Source organism: Streptomyces sp. GL_148 (assembly GCF_057834205.1).
Genome location: NZ_CM174396.1, coordinates 7390676 through 7412512 on the forward strand (window position 1 = coordinate 7390676; position 21837 = coordinate 7412512).

General features: G+C 72.4%; 20 protein-coding genes. 14 read left to right on the plus strand and 6 right to left on the minus strand.

Features of this window, described 5'->3' with window-relative positions; all coding sequences use genetic code 11:
• Window positions 1-44: 44 nt before the first annotated feature.
• The 3 genes from AC3IYI_RS33380 to AC3IYI_RS33390 all read right to left on the minus strand — a co-directional run bounded on the left by AC3IYI_RS33380 (window position 45) and on the right by AC3IYI_RS33390 (window position 3978).
• Window positions 45-1949: a hypothetical protein gene (locus AC3IYI_RS33380; protein WP_489407178.1), complete on the minus strand. Its 1905-nt coding sequence runs from the start codon at window positions 1947-1949 to the stop codon at window positions 45-47.
• Window positions 1950-2143: 194 nt separating this feature from the next.
• A complete protein-coding gene (locus AC3IYI_RS33385; RefSeq protein WP_489407179.1) occupies window positions 2144-3781 on the minus strand; it encodes an ABC-F family ATP-binding cassette domain-containing protein in 1638 nt (545 codons plus the stop codon).
• 74 nt (window positions 3782-3855) lie between these two features.
• A complete protein-coding gene (locus AC3IYI_RS33390; protein WP_489407180.1) occupies window positions 3856-3978 on the minus strand; it encodes a hypothetical protein in 123 nt (40 codons plus the stop codon).
• A 220-nt stretch (window positions 3979-4198) separates the two neighbouring features.
• On the opposite strand from AC3IYI_RS33390, the gene AC3IYI_RS33395 reads away from it, so the two are divergent.
• Window positions 4199-4837 (plus strand): DJ-1/PfpI family protein, encoded by a 639-nt coding sequence (locus tag AC3IYI_RS33395; protein WP_489411763.1) that lies wholly within the window; start codon window positions 4199-4201, stop codon window positions 4835-4837.
• Here AC3IYI_RS33395 and AC3IYI_RS33400 read toward each other — a convergent pair.
• The gene (locus AC3IYI_RS33400) at window positions 4812-5561 is read right to left on the minus strand and encodes an enoyl-CoA hydratase/isomerase family protein (protein WP_489407181.1); all 750 of its coding nucleotides are present in this window, start codon (window positions 5559-5561) and stop codon (window positions 4812-4814) included. The genes AC3IYI_RS33395 and AC3IYI_RS33400 overlap by 26 nt on opposite strands.
• A gap of 194 nt (window positions 5562-5755) precedes the next feature.
• Between AC3IYI_RS33400 and AC3IYI_RS33405 the strand changes: the two genes are divergently transcribed.
• Both AC3IYI_RS33405 and AC3IYI_RS33410 read left to right on the plus strand, forming a co-directional pair.
• On the plus strand, window positions 5756-6409 hold the full coding sequence (locus AC3IYI_RS33405) for an HdeD family acid-resistance protein (RefSeq protein WP_489411764.1): 654 nt from the start codon (window positions 5756-5758) through the stop codon (window positions 6407-6409).
• A 94-nt stretch (window positions 6410-6503) separates the two neighbouring features.
• Window positions 6504-7058, plus strand: a complete 555-nt coding sequence (locus AC3IYI_RS33410; RefSeq protein ID WP_389686717.1) for an ATP-binding protein — start codon at window positions 6504-6506, stop codon at window positions 7056-7058.
• Between the two features lie 87 nt (window positions 7059-7145).
• Here AC3IYI_RS33410 and idi read toward each other — a convergent pair whose 3' ends face one another.
• Both idi and AC3IYI_RS33420 read right to left on the minus strand, forming a co-directional pair.
• A complete protein-coding gene (gene idi, locus AC3IYI_RS33415; protein WP_489407182.1) occupies window positions 7146-7745 on the minus strand; it encodes an isopentenyl-diphosphate Delta-isomerase in 600 nt (199 codons plus the stop codon).
• Window positions 7746-7906: 161 nt separating this feature from the next.
• Window positions 7907-9163, minus strand: coding sequence for a GNAT family N-acetyltransferase (locus tag AC3IYI_RS33420; protein ID WP_489411765.1), 1257 nt, complete (start codon window positions 9161-9163; stop codon window positions 7907-7909).
• Between the two features lie 511 nt (window positions 9164-9674).
• Here AC3IYI_RS33420 and AC3IYI_RS33425 point away from each other — a divergent pair.
• From AC3IYI_RS33425 to AC3IYI_RS33475, 11 genes are all read left to right on the plus strand, one after another.
• Window positions 9675-11465: a DUF5941 domain-containing protein gene (locus tag AC3IYI_RS33425; protein WP_489411766.1), complete on the plus strand. Its 1791-nt coding sequence runs from the start codon at window positions 9675-9677 to the stop codon at window positions 11463-11465.
• The gene (locus tag AC3IYI_RS33430; RefSeq protein ID WP_489407183.1) at window positions 11462-12214 is read left to right on the plus strand and encodes a phosphocholine cytidylyltransferase family protein; all 753 of its coding nucleotides are present in this window, start codon (window positions 11462-11464) and stop codon (window positions 12212-12214) included. The genes AC3IYI_RS33425 and AC3IYI_RS33430 overlap by 4 nt, the downstream gene beginning before the upstream one ends.
• On the plus strand, window positions 12202-13263 hold the full coding sequence (locus AC3IYI_RS33435; RefSeq protein ID WP_243339003.1) for an iron-containing alcohol dehydrogenase family protein: 1062 nt from the start codon (window positions 12202-12204) through the stop codon (window positions 13261-13263). The genes AC3IYI_RS33430 and AC3IYI_RS33435 overlap by 13 nt, the downstream gene beginning before the upstream one ends.
• A complete protein-coding gene (locus AC3IYI_RS33440) occupies window positions 13241-14020 on the plus strand; it encodes a CDP-alcohol phosphatidyltransferase family protein (RefSeq protein WP_243339004.1) in 780 nt (259 codons plus the stop codon). The genes AC3IYI_RS33435 and AC3IYI_RS33440 overlap by 23 nt, the downstream gene beginning before the upstream one ends.
• 35 nt (window positions 14021-14055) lie before the next feature.
• Window positions 14056-14928 (plus strand): glycosyltransferase family 2 protein, encoded by an 873-nt coding sequence (locus tag AC3IYI_RS33445; RefSeq protein ID WP_489411767.1) that lies wholly within the window; start codon window positions 14056-14058, stop codon window positions 14926-14928.
• A gap of 96 nt (window positions 14929-15024) precedes the next feature.
• Window positions 15025-15954: an ABC transporter permease gene (locus AC3IYI_RS33450; RefSeq protein ID WP_489407184.1), complete on the plus strand. Its 930-nt coding sequence runs from the start codon at window positions 15025-15027 to the stop codon at window positions 15952-15954.
• Window positions 15947-16723, plus strand: a complete 777-nt coding sequence (locus AC3IYI_RS33455) for an ABC transporter ATP-binding protein (RefSeq protein ID WP_489407185.1) — start codon at window positions 15947-15949, stop codon at window positions 16721-16723. The genes AC3IYI_RS33450 and AC3IYI_RS33455 overlap by 8 nt, the downstream gene beginning before the upstream one ends.
• 406 nt (window positions 16724-17129) lie before the next feature.
• Window positions 17130-18050 (plus strand): squalene synthase HpnC, encoded by a 921-nt coding sequence (gene hpnC / locus AC3IYI_RS33460; RefSeq protein ID WP_489411768.1) that lies wholly within the window; start codon window positions 17130-17132, stop codon window positions 18048-18050.
• The gene (gene hpnD, locus AC3IYI_RS33465; RefSeq protein ID WP_489407186.1) at window positions 18047-19045 is read left to right on the plus strand and encodes a presqualene diphosphate synthase HpnD; all 999 of its coding nucleotides are present in this window, start codon (window positions 18047-18049) and stop codon (window positions 19043-19045) included. The genes hpnC and hpnD overlap by 4 nt, the downstream gene beginning before the upstream one ends.
• Window positions 19046-19148: 103 nt before the next feature.
• Window positions 19149-20525: a hydroxysqualene dehydroxylase HpnE gene (gene hpnE / locus AC3IYI_RS33470; protein ID WP_489407187.1), complete on the plus strand. Its 1377-nt coding sequence runs from the start codon at window positions 19149-19151 to the stop codon at window positions 20523-20525.
• A gap of 119 nt (window positions 20526-20644) precedes the next feature.
• Complete coding sequence (locus AC3IYI_RS33475; RefSeq protein WP_489407188.1) at window positions 20645-21739, plus strand: polyprenyl synthetase family protein; 1095 nt, start codon at window positions 20645-20647, stop codon at window positions 21737-21739.
• Window positions 21740-21837: the final 98 nt, after the last annotated feature.

The following is a 21837-nucleotide window of genomic DNA, read 5'->3' on the forward strand; positions in this document are numbered from 1 at the left end:
CCGGCCCTGCCCGTCCGCCCGTCCGCCGACCCCGGTACGAGCCGTCAGGGACCGCCGATCCGGTCCAGCGCCTCCCGCGCGTCCCGGAGCAGTTCCTCGTCCATGAGGAAGCTCGCGCCGTACCGGCGCGGCGGCGCGGCCGCAACGGCCCGCAGCGCGGGCAGGGCGGCCGCCGCGGGCGGGCCGATCGCCCCCAGCGCGCGCACGGTCCGCAACGTCACCTCCGTGACGCGGTGTTCGGCCAGCGGCGCCAGCTCCGGCAGCAGCGCCGCGACGGCGGGCGCCGGGTCGCCGGTGATCCGCCACCAGGCTTCGGCCGCGCCCACCCTGGTCCACTCGCCCGGGCTGTCGAGCAGGCCACGCACGGAGTCGGCGTACGGGGCTGCGAGCGGCCCGAGGTCGGCGAGGTAGCGCAGCACCGGGCGGCCGAATCCCGCCCGGGCCGCCGGTCCGCCTGCCCTCAGCGCCAGTTCAGGGTCGCCCGTCACGCGCCAGTACGCCCAGGCCGCGGTCTGCGCACCCTGCCACGGCTTCGGCGAGCGTTCGCCGCCGGGGCCGAAGCGCCACGGGACCACGTCACCCCGGGCGAGCCCGGCGAGCGCCCCGACGGCAGCCGAGGCGGCCGGTCCGATCCGGCCCAGAGCCTCGGCGGCCGGCCGGGCGGCCCGGCCGTCCAGCAGACCGGACAGCTCCGGCACGGCCGGAGCGGCGGCCGGGCCCCACCGGGCGAGGATCCGCAGGACCGCGTCGGCGCCGGGGGCCCCGGGACCGTCCGCGAGCCGGTTCCGGAAGGCGGGCAGCAGCTCCGGTGCCCAGTGCACGGGCAGCGCGCCGACCTTCAGGAAGGAGTCCCCGAACAGCTCGCGGTACAGGGGCACCGCCCGCTGGTCTCCGATGTGGACCAGGGCCCGTACCGCGGCGTGCGAGTCCGGCCACACGCGACCGGCGGGCCGCTCGATCGCGCGCACGATCCGGTCCGCGTACGGGGCCGCCGCCTTCCCGCAGTCGGCCAGCGCCATCAGTGCTTCGCCCGCGACCTCGGCCTCGTCCTCCAGTCCACCGGCCACCGTCTCCCACAGGTGCGCCGCGGGGTGGCGCCAGGAGCGGAGCTGGAGGCCGGCCGCCCGGACGGCTTGGGTCCGCAGGGCCGGATCCCGGTGCCGGGCCAGGCCCTCGACCAGCGCTTCCCCCTCGCGCGGATGTGCCGCGACCTGAACCGCGAACCGGTCCATCGTTGCGTAGCCCTCGGGAAACCAGGGCACCACCGGCAGCAGGCCGGTACCGATCTCGGCGAAGACCCCGGCGACGCGGCGGCCCGCGCCCTGCGCACCCCCGGGCACGGCCGTGAGCAGCACCACCCGCGCGGCGGCCAGTCGTACGAAGGGGTGCCGGTGGTCCAGCCAGGCCCGGGCCCACCCCGCGGCGGCCGCCCGGTCGCCCGTTCCCGACAGCACTCCCACCGCGAGCAGTTGGGAGACCAGCGCCGTCGGGTCGCGTTCCACCGCAGCCTGCCGCCGCAGAGCGTCCAGCGTCGTGGGATCCTCGTGCCCGAGCTCGCGCAGCGCCCAGGACGCGCCGGTCCGGACCCGGGCCGACCGGTCCGACACCAGCGGGACGAGGTGGTGCGCACGGGCCGCGAAGGCGAGGAAGGCCGGGCGGTGCACGCCGACGCGGCGCTCGCCGACGCCCTGGGCGCGCCGGGCCAGCAGGCCGAGGGCCAGGGCCCGCCGGCGCCGGTCGAGGCGCGGAAGCAGCTCGATGAGCCGCCCGGTGACTTCCACGAACAGCGGCTCGTCGCTCTGCCAGCCGATCAGCTTCTCCAACTCGGCCCAGGAGGAGCGCCGCAGCCCAGGAATCCGCAGTCCGCGCAGCAGCCCGGGAACCTTCTCCCGCCCCGCCGCCACCCCTTCGAGCTCGTGCCAGGGTGTCCCGGCCCCCCGTTCGTCCATACCCGGGAGCCTAGTGCTGTGACCGGAAAGGTTCACCGTGTCGCGGCGCCCGGCACGGCACCTCGCCGCGTTGTCGGACCGTGCAAGTACGTCCAGTACGAGGCACGGCCCTCCGCCTTGCGAGGCACCGCACCGAACACCGCGACCCGGCAAACCTTTCCGGCCACAGCACTAGACGACGAGGGGCGGGGCCCTCAGAGCTCGGTGACCTTGCCGTCCGCGACGTGCAGCCGGCGGGTGACATGGACCGCGTCGAGCATCCGGCGGTCGTGGGTGACCAGCAGCAGGGTGCCCTCGTAGGAGTCCAGCGCGGACTCCAGCTGCTCGATCGCCGGCAGGTCGAGGTGGTTCGTCGGCTCGTCCAGCACCAGGAGGTTCACCCCGCGCCCCTGGAGCAGCGCCAGGGCCGCCCGGGTGCGCTCGCCGGGGGAGAGGGTGGCCGCCGGGCGGGTCACGTGCGCGGCCTTCAGCCCGAACTTGGCCAGCAGGGTACGGACTTCGGCCGGTTCGGTGTCCGGGACGGCCGCGCAGAAGGCATCGATGAGGGGTTCGTCACCGAGGAACAGGCCGCGGGCCTGGTCGACTTCGCCGACCCGCACGCCCGAGCCGAGGGTGGCGGAGCCGGAGTCCGGGGCGAGGCGGCCCAGGAGCACGGCCAGCAGGGTCGACTTCCCGGCCCCGTTGGCGCCGGTGATGGCGACGCGGTCCGCCCAGTCGATCTGCAGGCTGGCCGGTCCGAAGTCGAAGTCCCCGCGCCGCACTGCCGCTTCGCGCAGGGTGGCGACCACCGAGCCGGAGCGCGGGGCCGCCGCGATCTCCAGGCGCAGCTCCCACTCCTTGCGGGGTTCATCGACCACCTCGAGCCGCTCGATCGCGCGCTGCGTCTGGCGGGCCTTCGAGGCCTGCTTCTCGCTCGCGTCGGCGCTGAACTTCCTGGCGGACTTGTCGTTGTCGGTGGCCTTGCGCTTGGCGTTCTTTACGCCCTTGTCCATCCAGCCGCGCTGCATCGTCGCCCGGTCCTCCAGGGCGGAGCGCTTGTCGGAGTACTCGTCGTACTCCTCGCGGGCGTGGTTGCGGGCCCGCTCGCGCTCTTCCAGGTAGGCGTCGTAGCCGCCGCCGTAGAGGTTGATCTGCTGCTGGGCCAGGTCGAGTTCGAGGACCTTGGTGACGGTGCGCGTGAGGAACTCGCGGTCGTGGCTGATCACGACCGTGCCGGCGCGCAGCCCCTTCACGAACTGCTCCAGGCGCTCCAGACCGTCGAGGTCGAGGTCGTTGGTGGGCTCGTCGAGCAGGAAGACGTCGTAGCGGGACAGCAGCAGCGAGGCCAGTCCGGCGCGGGCGGCCTGGCCGCCGGACAGCGCGGTCATCGGCAGGTCGAGGCCGACGGACAGCCCGAGGTCGTCGGCGACCTGCAGGGCCCGCTCGTCGAGGTCGGCCCCGCCGAGGTTCAGCCACCGGTCGAGGGCGTCCGCGTACGCGTCGTCCGAGCCCGGGGTGCCGTCCACCAGACCCTGCGTCGCCGCGTCGAGCTCGGCCTGCGCCGCGGCCACACCGGTACGGCGGGCCAGGAACTCGCGGATCGACTCGCCGGGGCGCCGCTCGGGCTCCTGCGGCAGGTGGCCGACGGCCGCGGTGGGCGGGGAGAGGCGCAGCTCACCGGTCTCGGGGGCGTCCAGCCCGGCGAGCATCCGCAGCAGGGTCGACTTCCCGGCGCCGTTGACGCCGACGAGGCCGATGACGTCGCCCGGGGCGACGACGAGGTCGAGATCGGCGAAGAGCGTGCGCTCACCGTGCGCGGCGGTGAGCTTCTTGGCGACGAGGGTTGCAGTCATGATGCCCCGATCCTATCCGCGCCCCGCCCGTCCGGGTCCCGGGGCCGGGGCGGAGCGGCGGCCGGCCCGGAGGGTCACGCGCCGACGAGCCGCAGGGCCGTGCACAGGGCCGTCACCGCCGCGGCGGGGGCCGGCACGGTGGTCAGCGGGCCGAGCCGGGCGAAGCCCGCGAGGGCGACCCCGCCGTACCCCTCCACGTGCAGGATCCGCCGCCACAGCAGCGTGGCTAGGCCAGGTTCGGCCCGATGTTCACCCCGATCAGGATGGGTGGGTTAGACGTCATTGCGGCCATCGCGTGGAGTGCCACACGATGAGGTCATGTCGTCGCGAAACGTGCCCGGGAACCGCGCCCGGCCACGCCCCGGCCACGCCCCGGCCGTGCAACCGTCGGACCCCGACCACCGCTCCGGAGGAGCCATGCAGATCGCCGTACTGCTTTTCGACGGATTCACCGCTCTGGACGCCATCGGGCCCTTCGACACCCTGGGCCGCCTCCAGGGCGCCGAGACCGTGTTCGTGGCCGAGCGGCCGGGGCCCGTACGGACCGACCTGAGTTCGCTCGCGCTCGTCGCCGACAAGGGGCTCGACGAGGTGACGAGGCCGGACATCCTCCTCGTGCCCGGTGGGCGGGTCACGGACCGGGAGATGAAGAACCCCGTGGTACTGGACTGGCTGCGGACCGTCGACGCCACCAGCACGTGGACCACGTCCGTCTGCACCGGCTCGACCCTGCTCGCCGCCGCGGGCCTGCTCGAGGGGCGCCGGGCCACGAGCCACTGGCTGTACCTGGACCGGTTGCCCCCGTTCGGGGTGGAGCCCGTCTCGGAGCGGGTGGTCTTCGACGGGAAGTACGTGACGGCCGCCGGGGTGTCCGCGGGCATCGACATGGGGCTCACGCTCCTCGGCCGCATCGCGGGAGACGAGTACGCGCAGACAGTGCAGCTGATGACCGAGTACGATCCCCAGCCGCCCTACGACGCGGGCTCTCCCGACAAGGCCCCTGCCGAGATCGTCGCGCTGCTCCGCTCGATCACTCCGAAGGCGGAGTCCAGGTGAAGGCGGGCGTGCGGCGTTCCAGGAACGCGGCGACCCCCTCCGCGATGTCGCCGCTCGCGGCGGCCTGCGCGGCCCAGTAGGCGTCCCGGTCCGTGCGGCCGTCCGCGAACTCCTTCGCCGAACTCTGCGTGAGCTGGGAGCGCGTGGCCAGGATCCGCGTGAACTCCGCCACGCGTTTGGCTAGTTGTCCCGCGGGCAGCAGCTCGTCCAGCAGCCCGGTGCGCAGCGCCCGCTCCGCGTCGATCAACTCGGCGGAGAAGAGGAGGTACTTGGCGGCGGCTGGGCCCACCAGGGAGGCGAGGCGCCGGGTGGACGAGGCCGGGTACACGATGCCCAGCTTCGCCGGCGTGACCCCGAAGGAGGCGCCTTCCTCGGCGAACCGCAGATCGCAGGCGGCGGCCAGCTGACTGCCCCCGCCCACGCAGAACCCGCGGATCGCGGCGAGCGTGGGCTTGGGGAAGGCGGCGAGCGCCTCCTCCGCTGCCACGGCCAGGGCCTGCGGGTCCTGGTCGCCGGTCAGCGAGGAGATGTCGGCCCCCGCGCAGAAGGTCTCGCCGGCCCCCGTCAGGACCAGCACCCGTACGGCGGGATCCGCCGCGTGCCCGGTCAGGAGCTCCGGCAGCCCGCGCCACATCGCGGCCGTCATGGCGTTGCGCTTGGCGGGGTGCGAGATCACGACGGTGGCGACCCCGTCGGCGACGGAGGAGAGGAGGGCTGCGTCCATGCGCCGGATGCTATCCCGGGCGGTCAAACCTATGATCAAGAGACCGGGACCCGGCAGCTCGGTGGACCGGCAGGCAGTCGAGGAGGGGTCCGCGGGGTCCGTCGGGGCAGCTGAAAGGTGGCGCGTCCATGGGCGCAGACCGTGCCGAGCGTACGGACGGCAAGGACGGCAAGGACCGTACGGGTCCACAGGACATGAAGGACGACAAGAAGAAGGTCAGCCGCAGCTTCGCGCTGATGGCCCTGCTCGGGGCGCTCCTGGTGGTGGCCGGGCTGGTGGGCCTCGTCTACACCGGCGTCGCCACCCTGACCACGATGTTCCTCTTCGGCTGCCTGCTGCTGTTCGGCGGTGTGGTGGGCCTGCTCCAGGCGATCCAGTCCCGCAAGAGCAACTACTTCTGGCTCGCCGTCATCGTCGCCGCGATCAACATCGCGGCCGGTTTCGTGATCCTGCGCCGCCCGGAGGCGAGCGCTGAGGCGCTCACCATGTTCGCCGCGCTCCTGTTCCTCACCGGCGGGGTGTTCCGGCTGGCCGGCGCCGTCGTGGTGCGCGGCGCACACCTCGGGCTGACCCTGGTCCAGGGTGCCTTCGGCATCCTGCTGGGCCTCCTGATCCTCGCCAACTGGCCCGGCAACAGCCTGTACGTGATCGGAACGTTCTTCTCCCTCGCGCTGCTGTTCGACGGCCTGAGCCTGATCGCCGTGGGCATGGGAGCCCGCCGCATCCTGGGCTTGGTCAGGGACGACGAGGTTCCGGTGACGCCGGCCGGGGCGGGAGCCGCGGCGCCCGAGACGCGCGAGGCGGCCGAGAGTCGTCCCCCAGAAGATCAGGAACGGTCGAACAACTGACTCTGTCATACGCCAGCGGTCAGAAAGTGTCCGATTGATGCTGACTTCTGGTCAGTGGTCGGGCCCGGAGCGGTCCGGTCCCCACTCTTGACGTGTGCAGACGATCGAGCGTGAAGACGGGGGCCGGGAGATGGATGTGAGCGGGAGCGTCCCGCCAGTCAAGGGGGAGGAGCCGGAGGTCGCGGCCGCCCCCCTCGCGTACGAGGGAGTGTGGCGATTCACGGCGCCCGCGGTAGAAGAATCCGTTCCGCAGGCCCGCCGTGCGGTCCGTGACCTGCTCGGCCGGCAGGAGGTGCCGGCCGACCGGGACCTGGTCTACTCCCTGCTGCTGATCGTCTCCGAACTGGTGACGAACTCGGTCCGGCACGCGGCCCTGCTCTCGCCGGAGGTCGCGGTGGAGGTCGCCATCGGCCGGGAGTGGGTACGGGTGGCCGTCGAGGACAACCACCCGTACCGCCCCAAGGCGCTGGAGGCCGATTTCGGCCAGACCGGCGGCCGGGGCCTGCTCCTCGTCCGGGAGATCACGCTGGAGGCCGGCGGGGTCTGCGACGTGGAGCACACCTCCACGGGCGGCAAGGTGATCTGGGCGGCCCTGCCGCTCACCACGGCCCTCGCGTCACCCGCCGCCACCCCGACCTCGGCGGTCTGACGCCCGCCGCGGGGCCGCGACCGGCCATCGCCGGCCGCCACGGGCCGCCACCGGCCGTTATCGGGCGTCACCTGCCGGGGCCTGCTGCTACCAGCCCGTCGCGTCGCCCGTCAGCTCGCGGATCGCGGGCCGGGCCGCGTCCAGCACGGTCATGAACCAGGCCGAGAACGGGGCCTCGGCGTGCCGCTTCGCGAGTTCCTCCGCGGTCACGAAGGCGGTGTCCGCGATCTCCTCCGGATCCGGCCGCACCGACCGCTGCGCGAGTCCCACGAACAGGTGGTTGTACTCCTGCTCCACCAGCCCCGACGCCGGGTCCGGATGGTTGTAGCGCACCGTCCCCGCCTCCGCGAGCAGCGAGGGCGACAGCCCCAGCTCCTCGTGGGTCCGCCGGGCCGCCGCCGCGAACGGCGACTCCCCGGGGTAGGGGTGACCGCAGCAGGTGTTCGACCAGACGCCGGGGGAGTGGTACTTCCCGAGGGCGCGCTGCTGGAGCAGCATCCGGCCCTGCTCGTCGAAGAGGAACACCGAGAACGCCCGGTGCAGCTGACCGGGCGCCTGATGGGCGGAGAGCTTCTCCGCCGTACCGATGGTGTTGCCGGACTCGTCGACCAGTTCGAGCATGATCGGTTCTTGAGCGCCGGTGCCGGTGGTCGCACTGTTCGCGGCGGTGGCTGGTGTGGTCGGCATACCCATCCTTCGCTTCGGACTTCGGCTTTCAGTCTGCCGTACAAATGGGGATTGCCCCCACTTCGGTGATCTGCGCATGTCCGCCCCCCGTCGCGTGATATGCGACGGGGGGCGGAGCGTGCCGATCGGTCAGTTCATCCGGCCGCGGGCCGGATCCCGCATCAAACCCCGAAGGGGGACGGGTACTTGATCGTGCCCGTGGGAACCGGCACCGAATCGTCGAGCACCAGCGCCATCATGGCCTCGTCGGGCACCTCGAAGGGCGCCTTGATCCCGAAGCGCGAGGCCGGCACGAACCCGAAGCGCGGGTAGTACTCGGGATGCCCGAGGACGAGGACGAGGTTCTCCCCCCGCTCCGCGGCCGCCGCGAGCAGTGCCCGTACGACCGCGCTGCCGGCGCCCGAGCGCTGGAGCGCGGGAGCGGCGGCCACCGGGGCGAGCGCGAGCGCCGCCACCCCGTCCACCTCGCACCGGGTCAACAGGGCGTGCGCCGCGACCGACCCGTCCGGGTCCTCGGCCACGTAGGAGAGGCCGGGCAGCCAGGCGGCGTCCGCGCGCAGCGCGTCCACGAGGTCGGCCTCGGCCGGGGTCCCGAAGGCGGCCGAGTTCAGCGCGTGCACGGCGGCCGCGTCCCCGGCCGCCTCGGGGCGGACGGTCCAGGCGCCGCCGTCCCCGGCCGTCACCGGCCGCAGGACGTAGGCGGTGTACCCGTACTCGTGCCCGTACCGCTCCCGTACGTCGATCTCCTCGCGTACGAATCCCAGCGCGGCCGCGGCCTCGGGCCCGGCGGGCTCCGGTGCCCCGGCCACCCGCTCACCGAGCGGACCGTAGTAGGCGGCCCAGTCGGAGTCGGGCTGCCGGTGCACGCCGAGGACCTGGTAGCCGGCGGCCTGGACGGCGGCCAGGTTGCGGGCGGTGGAGCGCAGCGCGTAGTGCGGGTCCCAGAAGGCGCGGACGCCGGCGGAGGGTTCGTCGACGGTCCATTCGCACTCGCTCAGCACCAGGGTGCCGCCGGGGGCGAGCAGTCGCTTCCACCGTGCGAGCGCGGTGGCGAAGCCGATGTTGTAGGCGGAGCCCTCGGCCCAGACGAGGTCGAAGGAACCGTCCGGATGCGCGAGGTCGCCGATGTCCGCCTTGACGGCGCGGACGCGGTCGGTGAGCCCGCGGGCCGCGGCGGCCGCACGGAGCTCGTCGAGGAAGCCGTCGTGGAGGTCGACGGCGGTGACGTTGGCCCCGCGGCCACCCGCTTCCGCGGCGAGCAGCAGGGCGCTGGGGCCGGGACCGCAGCCCAGATCCAGGGCGCGCGGCCGCTCGGGCAGCGGTCCGCACAGGGACAGCAGGTGGCGGGTGGTCGCCTTGGAACCGGGGGACTGCCGGGGCAGGCCGCGGTGCAGCTCGAAGAACGCCTCGAAGAACAGGTCGCTCTCGGTGCTGAAATCGGTGGTGTGGGAGTTGTGGGAGTTGTGGGAGTTGCTGGTGTTACCGGTGTTGTCGGTCAACGTGAACCCTTGAAAGGGGGCTCCGGCCGACGGGGGTGATCGGTGTGATCAGACCCGGCCGGACGCCCGGAAGGAGAGGGGGATGAACCGGAGTGCGCTGCGCTGGGCGGCGACGCCTGCGACGGTCATCAACCCCACCTCTTTCTGTCTTTCGTCACATCCCGTGTGACATTCGGGCGATTGGGACGCTTTAGCGGAACTCGTACGCGTCTGCGGCCAGCCTAACAGCCGCGGTGCCGGCAGCGGTTTGTGATCGCTCCTCCCGATCGTCAATGATGATCGGCACAGGGTCGACAGGCCCGTGATTTTCGGCTTATCGGGGCGTAAACAGGCGGTGAACCTCTGCTTCCGTTCATCCGATAGCCTCTGCCGACGTGCCGCCGGGCCACCCGGCGGCCGTTACCCGTGTGCGTGCAAGGAGTGAGTTCGTCTGCCGACCGTCATCCTTACCGGCCTGCCGGTGCCCGGATCAGCGCTCGCCGACGAGCTGCGCTCCCTCGGCTTCGAGGTCCGCCCCGCGGCCACCCCGTCGGACACCGCCGCCGCGTTGGCGCTCGTACCCGCGGACCAGCGGGTGGCCGTCGTGGACGGGGAGTTCGTCGGGCACGTGCACGCGCTGCGGCTCGCGCTGACCGACCCGCGGTTCGACGCCTGCGCCGTCACCGGGGCTCTCGCCGTGCAGTCCGGCGCCCGCGCGGCCCTGGACCGGGCCGCCGCCCTCGAAGCGTCCGCCCCTGCGGGCGACGGCCCGTCCCCCGACCGGCTCGCCGCCGCCGTCGAGGCCGCCGGCACCCCCGTGCACCGCCCCGAGCTGGGTACCCTCGTCGCCGCCGTGCCCGCTACCACCGCCGAGCGCGCGGCGGCCGCCGCCGCCGTCGCGGCCGTCGACGACGAGGCCGTCCGGCTGCGCACCGCCGTGAAGTCCCGCGACGGGTTCTTCACCACCTTCTTCATCAGCCCGTACTCGCGCTACATCGCCCGCTGGTGCGCGCGCCGCGGACTGACCCCCAACCAGGTCACCACCGCCTCGCTGATCACCGCGCTGATCGCGGCCGGCTGCGCCGCCACCGGGGACCGCTGGGGCTACGTGGCCTCCGGTGTGCTCCTCCTCGTCTCCTTCGTCCTGGACTGCACGGACGGGCAGCTCGCCCGCTACTCGCTCCAGTACTCGACGATGGGCGCCTGGCTCGACGCCACCTTCGACCGTGCGAAGGAGTACTCCTTCTACGCGGGCCTCGCGCTCGGTGCGGCCCGCAACGGCGACGACGTCTGGGCCCTGGCGCTCGGCGCCATGATCCTGATGACCTGCCGGCACGTCGTGGACTTCTCGTTCAACGAGGCCAACCACGACGCCACCGCCAATACGAGCCCCACGGCGGCCCTCTCCGACAAGCTCGACAGCGTGGGCTGGACCGTCTGGGTCCGGCGCATGATCATCCTGCCCATCGGTGAGCGCTGGGCCATGATCGCGGTGCTGACCGCCGTGACCACCCCCCGGATCGTCTTCTACGCCCTGCTCGTCGGCTGCGCCTTCGGCGCCCTCTACACCACCGCCGGCCGGGTCCTGCGCTCGCTGACCCGCAAGGCGACCCGTACCGACCGGGCCGCCCAGGCGCTCGCGGACCTGGCCGACTCGGGCCCGCTGGCCGAGCTCGTCGGCCGGGTGCTGACCCGGCTGCGCGCCCAGTCGCCGGGAATCCTCGGCCTCGCTCTGATGGCGACGGCGGTCTTCATGATCTGGCAGCAGCCCTTCGGCAGCTGGCAGAGCGTCGCCGCGGCCGGTATGTACGTCCTCCTCGCGGGCGCCGCCGTCATGGCACCGCTCAAGGGAGCCCTCGACTGGCTCGTCCCGCCCGTCTTCCGGGCCGCCGAATACACCACCGTCCTGATCCTCGCCGCGAAGGCGGACGTCCCCGGGGCCCTTCCGGCGGCATTCGGACTGGTCGCGGCGGTCGCCTACCATCACTACGACACGGTCTACCGCATCCGCGGTGGCACCGGCGCGCCCCCGCACTGGCTGGTGCGGACGATCGGCGGGCACGAGGGCCGGGTTCTGTTGATCACGGTCCTGGCCGCCGTCCTGGCGTCGCGCGCCGTGGACTTCCCCGTCGCGCTCACGGCCCTCGCCGTGTTCGTGGCACTCGTGGTGCTCGTGGAGAGCATCCGCTTCTGGGTGTCCTCAGGGGCACCCGCCGTACATGACGAAGGAGAACCAGCATGATCGGCCTCGTCCTCGCTGCCGGAGCCGGACGCCGCCTGCGTCCCTACACCGACACCCTGCCCAAGGCCCTCGTGCCCGTCGGACCCGAAGGGGCCGAGGAGAGCATCACCGTGCTCGACCTGACGCTCGGCAACTTCGCCGAGGTCGGCCTGACCGAGGTCGCCATCGTCGTCGGCTACCGCAAGGAAGCCGTGTACGAGCGCCGGGAGGCCCTGGAGGCCAAGTACGGGGTCAAGATCACGCTGATCGACAACGACAAGGCCGAGGAGTGGAACAACGCCTACTCCCTGTGGTGCGCGCGTGACGTCCTCACGCAGGGTGTGATCCTCGCCAACGGCGACACCGTCCACCCCGTCTCCGTCGAGAAGACGCTGCTCGCCGCCCGCGGCCAGGGCCAGAAGATCATCCTCGCCCTCGACACGGTCAAGAGCCTGGCCGACGAGGAGATGAAGGTCATCACCGACGGTGAGAAGGGTGTCCAGCGCATCACCAAGCTGATGGACCCGGCCACCGCGACCGGCGAGTACATCGGCGTCACCCTCATCGAGCCGGAGGCCGCCGAGGCGCTGGCCGAGGCCCTGAAGACCACCTTCGAGCGCGACCCCGACCTCTACTACGAGGACGGCTACCAGCAGCTCGTCAACGACGGTTTCACCATCGACGTGGCCCCCATCGGTGATGTCAAGTGGGTCGAGATCGACAACCACGACGACCTCGCCAAGGGCCGGACGATCGCATGCCAGTACTGACGAGGCTCATCCCCTCGCCCGTCGTCGTCGACATCAGCCGCGGCGCGATGGACGATCTGGCCGGCCTCCTGGCCGACCAGCGCGTCTCCGCGTCCGGCAAGCTCGCGATCGCCATCAGCGGCGGCTCCGGCGCGGTGCTGCGCGCCAAGCTGGAGCCCGTGCTGCCGCACGCCGACTGGTACCCCGTCGTCGACGGGACCATCGACTCCGCGGTCAAGCTCGCCGACGACATAAAGGGACGCCGCTACGACGCCGTCGTGGGCCTGGGCGGCGGAAAGATCATCGACGTGGCGAAGTACGCCGCGGCGCGGGTCGGGCTGGCCATGGTGGCCGTCGCCACCAACCTCTCGCACGACGGCATCTGCTCGCCGGTGTCCATCCTGGACAACGACAACGGCCGGGGCTCCTACGGCGTGCCCATGCCGATCGCGATGGTCGTCGACCTCGACGTCATCCGTGAGGCCCCGGCGCGGTTCGTCCGCGCGGGCATCGGCGACGCGATCTCCAACATCTCGGCCATCGCCGACTGGGAGCTCTCGCACCGCCTCAACGGCGAGCCCGTCGACGGCCTGGCCGCCGCCATGGCCCGTACCGCGGGCGAGTCCGTACTGCGCCACCCCGGCGGGGTCGGCGACGACGAGTTCCTCACCGTGCTGGCCGAGGCGCTCGTCCTCTCCGGCATCGCCATGGCGATCAGCGGGGACACCCGCCCCTCGTCCGGCGCCTGCCACGAGATCAGCCACGCCTTCGACCTGCTCTACCCGGGACGCTCCGCGCTCCACGGGGAGCAGGTCGGCATCGGCGCGGCCTTCGCCATGCACCTGCGCGGGGACACGGACAAGTCCGAGCTCTTCGTCCAGGTGCTGCGCGGTCACGGGCTGCCCGTGCTGCCCGAGGAGATCGGGTTCAGCGTGGACGAGTTCGTCGCGGCGGTCGAGTACGCCCCCCAGACCCGTCCGGGACGCTTCACGATCCTGGAGCACCTCAACCTGTCCGCCGCCGAGATCAGGGACGCTTACGCCGACTATGCCAAGACCATCCGTAGCTGAACTCCGGCCCGTCGTTCACCCGGCGGGCGTCAAGGACCGGGTCAGCGGCGAGCACTGGGGCGGGCGCCTCTACATGCGCGAGATCTCCCTGCGCATCACCCGCCTCCTGGTCACCACCAAGGTCACGCCGAACCAGCTGACCTACGTGATGACCCTCGCCGGAGTCCTCGCCGCCCCGGCCCTGCTGGTGCCGGGCGTCTGGGGCGCCGTCCTCGGCGTGGTCGCGGTCCAGATGTACCTGCTGCTCGACTGCGTCGACGGCGAGGTCGCCCGCTGGAAGAAGCAGTTCTCGCTGTCCGGGGTCTACCTGGACCGGGTCGGTGCGTACCTGTGCGACGCCGCGGTGCTCGTCGGCTTCGGCCTGCGCGCCTCCGACCTCTGGGGCAGCGGGCGCATCGACTGGCTGTGGGCCTTCCTGGGCACCCTCGCGGCGCTCGGCGCGATCCTGATCAAGGCCGAGACCGACCTGGTCGGTGTGGCCCGCCACCAGGCCGGCAAGCCCGTGGTCCAGGACGCGGCGGCAACCCCCCGCTCGTCCGGCATGGCGCTCGCCCGCCGGGCCGCCGCCGCGCTCAAGTTCCACCGCCTGGTCCTCGGCATCGAGGCCTCGCTGCTCATCCTGGTGCTGGCCGTCCTGGACCAGGTCCGCGGCGACCTGTACTTCTCCCGCCTCGGCGTCGCGGTGCTCGCCGGCATCGCCCTGCTGCAGACGGTGCTGCACCTGGTGTCGGTCCTGGCCTCCAGCAGGCTCAAGTGACGGCGCCGCTGCGGCTGGGCGCCGTCATCATCACCATGGGCAACCGCCCGGACGAGCTCAAGGCGCTCCTCGACTCGGTGGCCCGGCAGGACGGGGCCCCGGTCGAGGTGGTCGTCGTGGGCCAGGGGGTACGGCTCCCCGGCCTGGCGGACCCGGCGGCGGGCGTGCGCACCGTCGAGCTGCCCGAGAACCTGGGCATCCCGGGCGGGCGCAACGTCGGCATCGAGGCCTTCCGCACCGCGGGCGCCGACGGCTTGGACGGCTTCGGCGCAGACGTCCTGCTCTTCCTGGACGACGACGGCCTGCTGGAGCGCACCGACACCGCCGAGCTGTGCCGGCAGGCCTTCACCGAGGACCCCGAGCTGGGCATCGTCAGCTTCCGGATCGCCGATCCGCAGACCGGCGAGACCCAGCGCCGGCACGTCCCGAGGCTGCGGGCCGCCGACCCGATGCGCTCCTCGCGCGTCACCACCTTCCTGGGCGGCGCCAACGCCGTCCGCGCGAAGGTCTTCGAACAGGTGGGAGACCTTCCGGGGCAGTTCTTCTACGCGCACGAGGAAACGGATCTGGCCTGGCGGGCGCTCGACGCCGGGTGGCTGATCGACTACCGGGCGGACATGGTGCTCCTGCACCCCGCCACGGCCCCCTCCCGGCACGCGGTCTACCACCGTATGGTGGCTCGCAACCGGGTCTGGCTCGCCCGCCGCAACCTGCCCGCCCCGCTGGTCCCGGTCTACGTGGGCGTATGGCTCCTGCTGACGCTTCTGCGCAAGCCCTCGGGCGCCGCGCTCAAGGCCTGGTTCGGTGGGTTCAAGGAGGGCTGGACCACCTCCTGTGGTCCCCGGCGCCCCATGAAATGGCGTACGGTCTGGCGGCTGACCCGGCTGGGCCGACCGCCTGTCATCTGACACGTCCGGGTCTGAGACCATGGCGCGATCACGAACCGATCGACTCAGGCCCGATGCCACCTTCTGCCGCATCATGAAGACGGAAAGTTTCATCTTGTGAGTGACACAACGCAGGACGGAGCCCTTGCCACGAGCAAGCGGCCGTCCGAAGACGCCGGGCTGAGCCCCGCGGAGCTCGCCGGGAAGTACGGTCTGTCCGTCAGTGGAGCCCGGCCGGGCCTGGCCGCGTACGTGCGCGAGCTCTGGGACCGCCGCCACTTCATCATCGCGTTCTCCCGGGCCAAGCTGATGGCCCAGTACAGCCAGGCGAAGCTCGGCCAGATCTGGCAAGTGGCGACCCCACTGCTGAACGCGCTGGTCTACTACCTGATCTTCGGGCTGATCCTGGACGCCGGCAAGGGCATCGCCAAGCAGGACTACATCCCCTTCCTGGTGATCGGCGTCTTCGTCTTCACCTTCACGCAGTCCTCGCTGATGGCGGGCGTCAGGGCGATCCCGGGCAACATCGGCCTGGTCCGCGCCCTGCACTTCCCGCGCGCCTCGCTGCCGATCTCCTTCTCGCTGCAGCAGCTCCAGCAGCTGATGTTCTCGATGATCGTCGTGTTCGTGGTCGCGATCGGATTCGGCAACTACCCGAGCCTGTCGTGGCTGCTCGTGATCCCGGCGCTGATCCTCCAGTTCGCCTTCAACACCGGCCTCGCCCTGATCTTCGCCCGGATGGGTTCCAAGACCCCCGACCTCGCGCAGCTCATGCCGTTCGTCACGCGGACGTGGATGTACGCCTCCGGCGTCATGTTCTCGATCAAGACGATGCTCGAGGACAAGCCGGCGTGGATCGCGGACGTGCTGCAGTGGAACCCGGCCGCGATCTACATGGACCTGATCCGTTTCGCGCTCATCGACGGGTACGGCCGGGAGAACCTGCCGCCCCACGTCTGGGCCTTCGCCGTCGGCTGGGCGGTCCTGATCGGACTCGGCGGATTCGTGTACTTCTGGAAGGCTGAGGAGCGTTACGGCCGTGGCTGAGAACAATCAGGGGCACATCCCCACCGTCATCGCCGACGACGTGCACATCGTCTACCGGGTCAACACCGGCAGCTCCGGCAAAGGCAGCGCCACGGCGGCGCTCAGCAAGATAGTCCGCCGGGGCGGCGACGCACCGGGCGTCCGCCGGGTCCACGCCGTGCGCGGGGTCTCCTTCACGGCGTACCGGGGCGAGGCCATCGGTGTCATCGGCTCCAACGGCTCCGGCAAGTCCACCCTGCTGCGCGCCATCGCGGGTCTGCTGCCCTGCGAGTCCGGCAAGGTCTACACCGACGGCCAGCCCTCGCTGCTGGGTGTCAATGCGGCGCTGATGAACGACCTCACCGGCGAGCGGAACGTGGTACTCGGCGGTCTCGCGATGGGCATGACCCGCGCGCAGATCCGGGAGCGCTACCAGGGCATCGTCGACTTCTCGGGCATCAACGAGAAGGGGGACTTCATCTCCCTGCCGATGCGGACCTACTCCTCCGGCATGGCCGCGCGCCTGCGTTTCTCCATCGCCGCGGCGAAGGACCACGACGTCCTGATGATCGACGAGGCGCTGGCCACCGGTGACCGGAAGTTCCAGGTGCGTTCCGAGGCGCGCATCCGCGAACTGCGCAAGACGGCCGGAACCGTTTTCCTCGTGAGTCACAACAACAAGTCCATCCGCGACACCTGCGACCGGGTGCTGTGGCTGGAGCGGGGCGAACTCCTGATGGACGGCCCCACCGAGGAAGTCGTCGCGGCGTACGAGAAGGCGACCAGCTGACGGTTTTCCACCGACGGCCCCCACCGCGTCCGGCGGCGGGGGCCGTCGCATGCCGTACGGATGCCCGCCGTACCGGGCGGCCCCCTTTTCACGCGATGGCGTGCGGGCGACATTGTGTGGTGGACCGAATACCCGTCGAGCCCCGGCGGCGTTGTACAGCGTAAGCTGGGCCAGGCCTCAATCGCGGGCAAGAAGGGGCGATTCCCCCATAGGTGAATAGCCCGGGACACCCCGGGGAATGCGCGGCGGCGTGTCCGAAATAGGATGTATTGGGTTGGCAGTGTAGAACGGGAGATGTGACGGCAATGGCTACGGGAATTCTCCGGCCCCCAGGCACGACGGCCGTCCCCGCCGCGGGCGGCGGGCGGTGACCCCGGGGCACGGCACCAGCCCCCGGCCGCACGAGCTGCCCGACGCCTCCGGCTCCTTCCCCGCCCACCCGGGCGCCGCCACCCTCGGCAAGGCGCGCTCCGAGAACTTCCCCGTCGCCCCCGCCTTCCTGCCCCGCGCCTGGCGCGAGGGCCTGATGGCGGTCTACGGATATGCCCGCCTGGTCGACGACATCGGCGACGGCGACCTCGCCCCGGGCGGCCGCGACGCCGTGCTGCTCGGTCTCGACCCCGCCGCCGCGGACGACCGGCCCGCGATGCTCGACGCCCTCGAAGCCGACCTCGGGCGCGTCTTCGGCGGCACCGACGGGCCCCCGCGCCATCCGCTGATGCTGGCCCTGCAGCCCGTCGTGCGCGCCCACGGGCTCACCCCCGCATCGTTTCTCGGGCTCATTGAGGCCAACCGGCAGGACCAGCGGGTCGCGCGCTACGCGACGTACGGCGACCTGCTCGGCTACTGCGAGCTCTCCGCCAACCCCGTGGGCCGGCTCGTGCTCGACCTGACCGGCACCAGCACCCCCGAGCGGATCCGCCGCTCCGACGCCGTCTGCACCGCCCTGCAGATCGCCGAACACCTCCAGGACGTCGCCGAAGACCTCGCCCGGGACCGGATCTACCTCCCGGGCGAGGACATGCGCCGCTTCCACGTCACCGAGACCGACCTGAAGGCCCCGTCCGCGGGGGCGTCCGTACGCGCCCTCGTCGCCTTCGAAACCGAACGGGCGCGGGAACTCCTCGACGAAGGCACGCCGCTCGTGGGCAGCGTCCACGGAAGGCTCCGGCTGCTGCTCGCGGGCTTCGTGGGTGGGGGACGCGCCGCCCTGCGAGCCGTCACCGCCGCCGGCTTCGACGTCCTTCCCGGCCCGCCCAAGGCCACCAAGAGCGGCCTGCTCCGCGAGGTGGCCGCCGTCCTGCGCACAGCGCCGAGAAAGGGGTGAGCCCGACCGTGGAGGGCCCCACACACGCGTCCGCACCGGACGCGCCGACAGCGATGTCCGCACCGGCCGCGACGTCTTCACTGATTGCGGCGGCCTACGGTTACTGCGAGGCCGTGACCGGCTCTCAGGCGCGCAACTTCGCCTACGGCATCCGGCTGCTGCCCGCAGACAAGCGGCACGCGATGTCCGCGCTGTACGCCTTCTCCCGGCGGGTCGACGACATCGGCGACGGCACGCTGCCGCACGAGGTCAAACTGACCCGGCTGGAGGAGACCCGCACCCTGCTCGGCCGGATCCGCGCCGAGGAGGTCGACGAGGACGACACCGACCCGGTCGCGGTCGCCCTCGCGCACGCCTCGCGCCGCTTCCCGATCCCGCTCGAAGGGCTCGACGAACTCATCGACGGCGTCCTCATGGACGTCCGCGGCGAGACGTACGAGACCTGGGACGACCTCAAGGTCTACTGCCGCTGCGTGGCCGGGGCCATCGGCCGGCTCTCGCTCGGCGTGTTCGGCACCGCCGGGTCCGGCGCGCACGACGCGGCACGGGCCGGCGAGTACGCCGACACCCTCGGTCTCGCCCTGCAACTCACCAACATCCTGCGGGACGTCCGTGAGGACGCGGGCAACGGCCGCACCTACCTGCCCGCCGAGGACCTCGCCAAGTTCGGCTGCTCGGAGGGCTTCCGCAGCGAGCGGATGCCCCGCGGCTCCGACTTCGCCGGACTCGTCCACCACGAAGTGCGGCGCGCCCGCGCCCTGTTCGTGGAGGGCTACCGGCTGCTGCCCCTGCTCGACCGGCGCAGCGGCGCCTGCGTCGCGGCCATGGCCGGCATCTACCGGCGCCTGCTCGACCGCATCGAGCGCGAGCCGCAGGCGGTGCTCCGCGGCCGGGTCTCGCTGCCGCCGCACGAGAAGGCGTACGTGGCCGTCCGCGGCCTCTCAGGCCTGGACGCGCGGACCATCGCACGCCAGAGCACCAGGAGGCGGCTCTGATGCCGGCGGGCCGGCGAGCCGCGGCGCGGCGGCGGACGGGAGCAACCCCAGGGCGCCCGGCGGCGTCTGTGGGAGGGCCCCCGTACGCGACAGAGGAGGACGCATGACCGCGCACCACGACGCCGTGGTCGTCGGCGGCGGGCTCGCCGGCGTCACCACCGCGCTGGAACTCGCCGACGCGGGGCTGCGGGTGACCCTGCTGGAGGGCCGCCCCCGCCTCGGCGGCCTGGCGTTCTCCTTCAAGCGCGGCGAGCTGACCGTCGACAACGGCCAGCACGTCTACCTGCGCTGCTGCACCGCCTACCGGTGGTTCCTCGACCGCGTCGGCGGCGCGGACCTGGCGCCCCTGCAGGACCGGCTCGACGTACCCGTGCTCGACGTCGCCCACCCCGGCGGCCCCCGGCTCGGCCGGCTGCGCCGCAGCGCCCTGCCCGTACCGCTGCACCTGGCCGCCTCGCTGGCCCGCTACCCGCACCTCTCGCTCGCGGAGCGGGCGTCCGTCGGGCGCGCCGCCCTCGCGCTGCGCCGCCTCGACCCCGCCGATCCGGCGCTCGACGGCGTGGACTTCGCGACCTGGCTCGGCCGGTACGGCCAGTCCCCGCGCACCATCGAGGCGCTGTGGGACCTCGTCGGCATCGCCACCCTCAACGCCACCGCAGGGCAGTCCTCGCTGGGCCTGGCCGCCATGGTCTTCAAGACCGGCCTGCTCTCCGAGAACGGCGCGGCCGACATCGGCTGGGCCCGCGTGCCGCTCGGCGACCTGCACGACACCCTCGCCCGCAAGGCCCTGGACGCCGCCGGGGTGCGGACCGAACTGCGCACCCGGGTCACGGACATCTCCCGTACGCCGGAGGGCGGTTGGCGGGTGGCCACCGAGGGCGGCTCGTTCGACGCCGGCACCGTCGTCCTCGCCGTCCCGCAGCGCGAGGCGCACGGGCTGCTGCCCGCCGGAGCGCTCGCCGACCCCGACAAGCTGCTCGACATCGGCACCGCGCCGATCCTCAACGTGCATGTCGTCTACGACCGCAAGGTGCTCAAGGCACCCTTCTTCGCGGCCCTCGGCTCCCCGGTTCAGTGGGTCTTCGACCGCACCGACTCCTCCGGGCTCCCCGACGGCGGCCAGTACCTGGCGCTGTCCCAGTCGGTCGCCCACGAGGACATCGACGAACCGGTCTCGGTCCTGCGCGACAAGTACCTTCCCGAGCTGGAACGGCTGCTGCCCGCCGCGCGCGGAGCCAAGGTGCGCGACTTCTTCGTCACCCGGGAGCGCACCGCGACCTTCGCCCCCACCCCGGGCGTCGGCCGACTGCGGCCCGGACCCCGGACCGACACGCCGGGGCTCTTCCTCGCCGGTGCGTGGACCGCGACGGGTTGGCCCGCGACCATGGAGAGCGCCGTCCGCAGCGGACTGAGCGCGGCCCATGCCGCGCTCGTCCCGCTGGGCCGCCACCGCGAACACCCCTTGCAGGAGGCGGTATGACCACCACCGGCACCGGCACCGTCAGCGCCATCGGTACCACCAGTACCACCGGTACCGGCAGCATCATTGGCACCGCAGCATCACGCACCGCAGTACGTACAGGAACCAGAGGAGAGCCAGTGAACCCGGGGAATCCGGCCGTCGAGAACACGGACGCCAGTGCGGGCCCGGCCGGCGGGGAGAAGGCGGACACCCTCGCCCTCCTCGAACGAGGCCGTACGCTCTCGACGCCCGTGCTCCGCGCCGCCGTGGACCGGCTCGCCGCGCCCATGGACACCGTCGCCGCCTACCACTTCGGCTGGATCGACGCCCACGGCAACCCGGCGGACGGCGACGGCGGCAAGGCCGTGCGCCCCGCCCTCGCCCTGCTCTCGGCGGAGGCCGCCGGCGCCGCCGCCGAGGTCGGCATCCCCGGCGCCGTCGCGGTCGAGCTCGTCCACAACTTCTCGCTGCTCCACGACGACCTGATGGACGGCGACGAACAGCGCCGCCACCGCGACACGGTGTGGAAGGTCCACGGACCCGCCCTCGCGATCCTGGTCGGCGACGCGCTGTTCGCCCTGGCCAACGAGGTGCTCCTGGAGCTCGGCACGGTCGAGGCCGGCCGCGCGGCACGCCGCCTGACCACCGCGAGCCGCAAGCTCATCGACGGCCAGGCCCAGGACATCTCCTACGAGCACCGCGAGAGCGTCACCGTCGAGGAGTGCCTGGAGATGGAGGGCAACAAGACCGGCGCCCTGCTCGCCTGCGCGGTCTCCATCGGCGCCGTGCTCGGCGGCGCGGACGACCGTACGGCCGACAAGCTGGAGGAGTACGGCTACCACCTCGGCCTCGCCTTCCAGGCCGTCGACGACCTCCTCGGCATCTGGGGCGACCCGGAGTCCACCGGCAAGCAGACCTGGAGCGACCTGCGCCAGCGCAAGAAGTCGCTGCCCGTCGTCGCCGCCCTCGCCGCCGGCGGACCGGCCTGCGAGGAACTCGCCGAACTGCTCGCCGCCGACGCCAAGAGCAACGACTTCGAGAACTTCTCCGAGGAGGAGTTCGCGGCCCGCGCCGCACTCATCGAGGCGGCCGGCGGCCGCCGGTGGACCGCCGACGAGGCGCGCCGCCAGTACGAGATCGCCATCAAGGCCCTCGACGACGTGGACATGGACCAGCGCGTGCGCGACCAGCTCGTGGCGCTCGCCGACTTCGTCGTCGTGCGCAAGAGGTGATCGCCACCCGTACGCGCATATGAATCGCGAGTCGCCGGTCGGTACTGCCTGCCAGTAGTACCGGCCGACGGCGAACCCCAGGACAGCAGAGGACACTG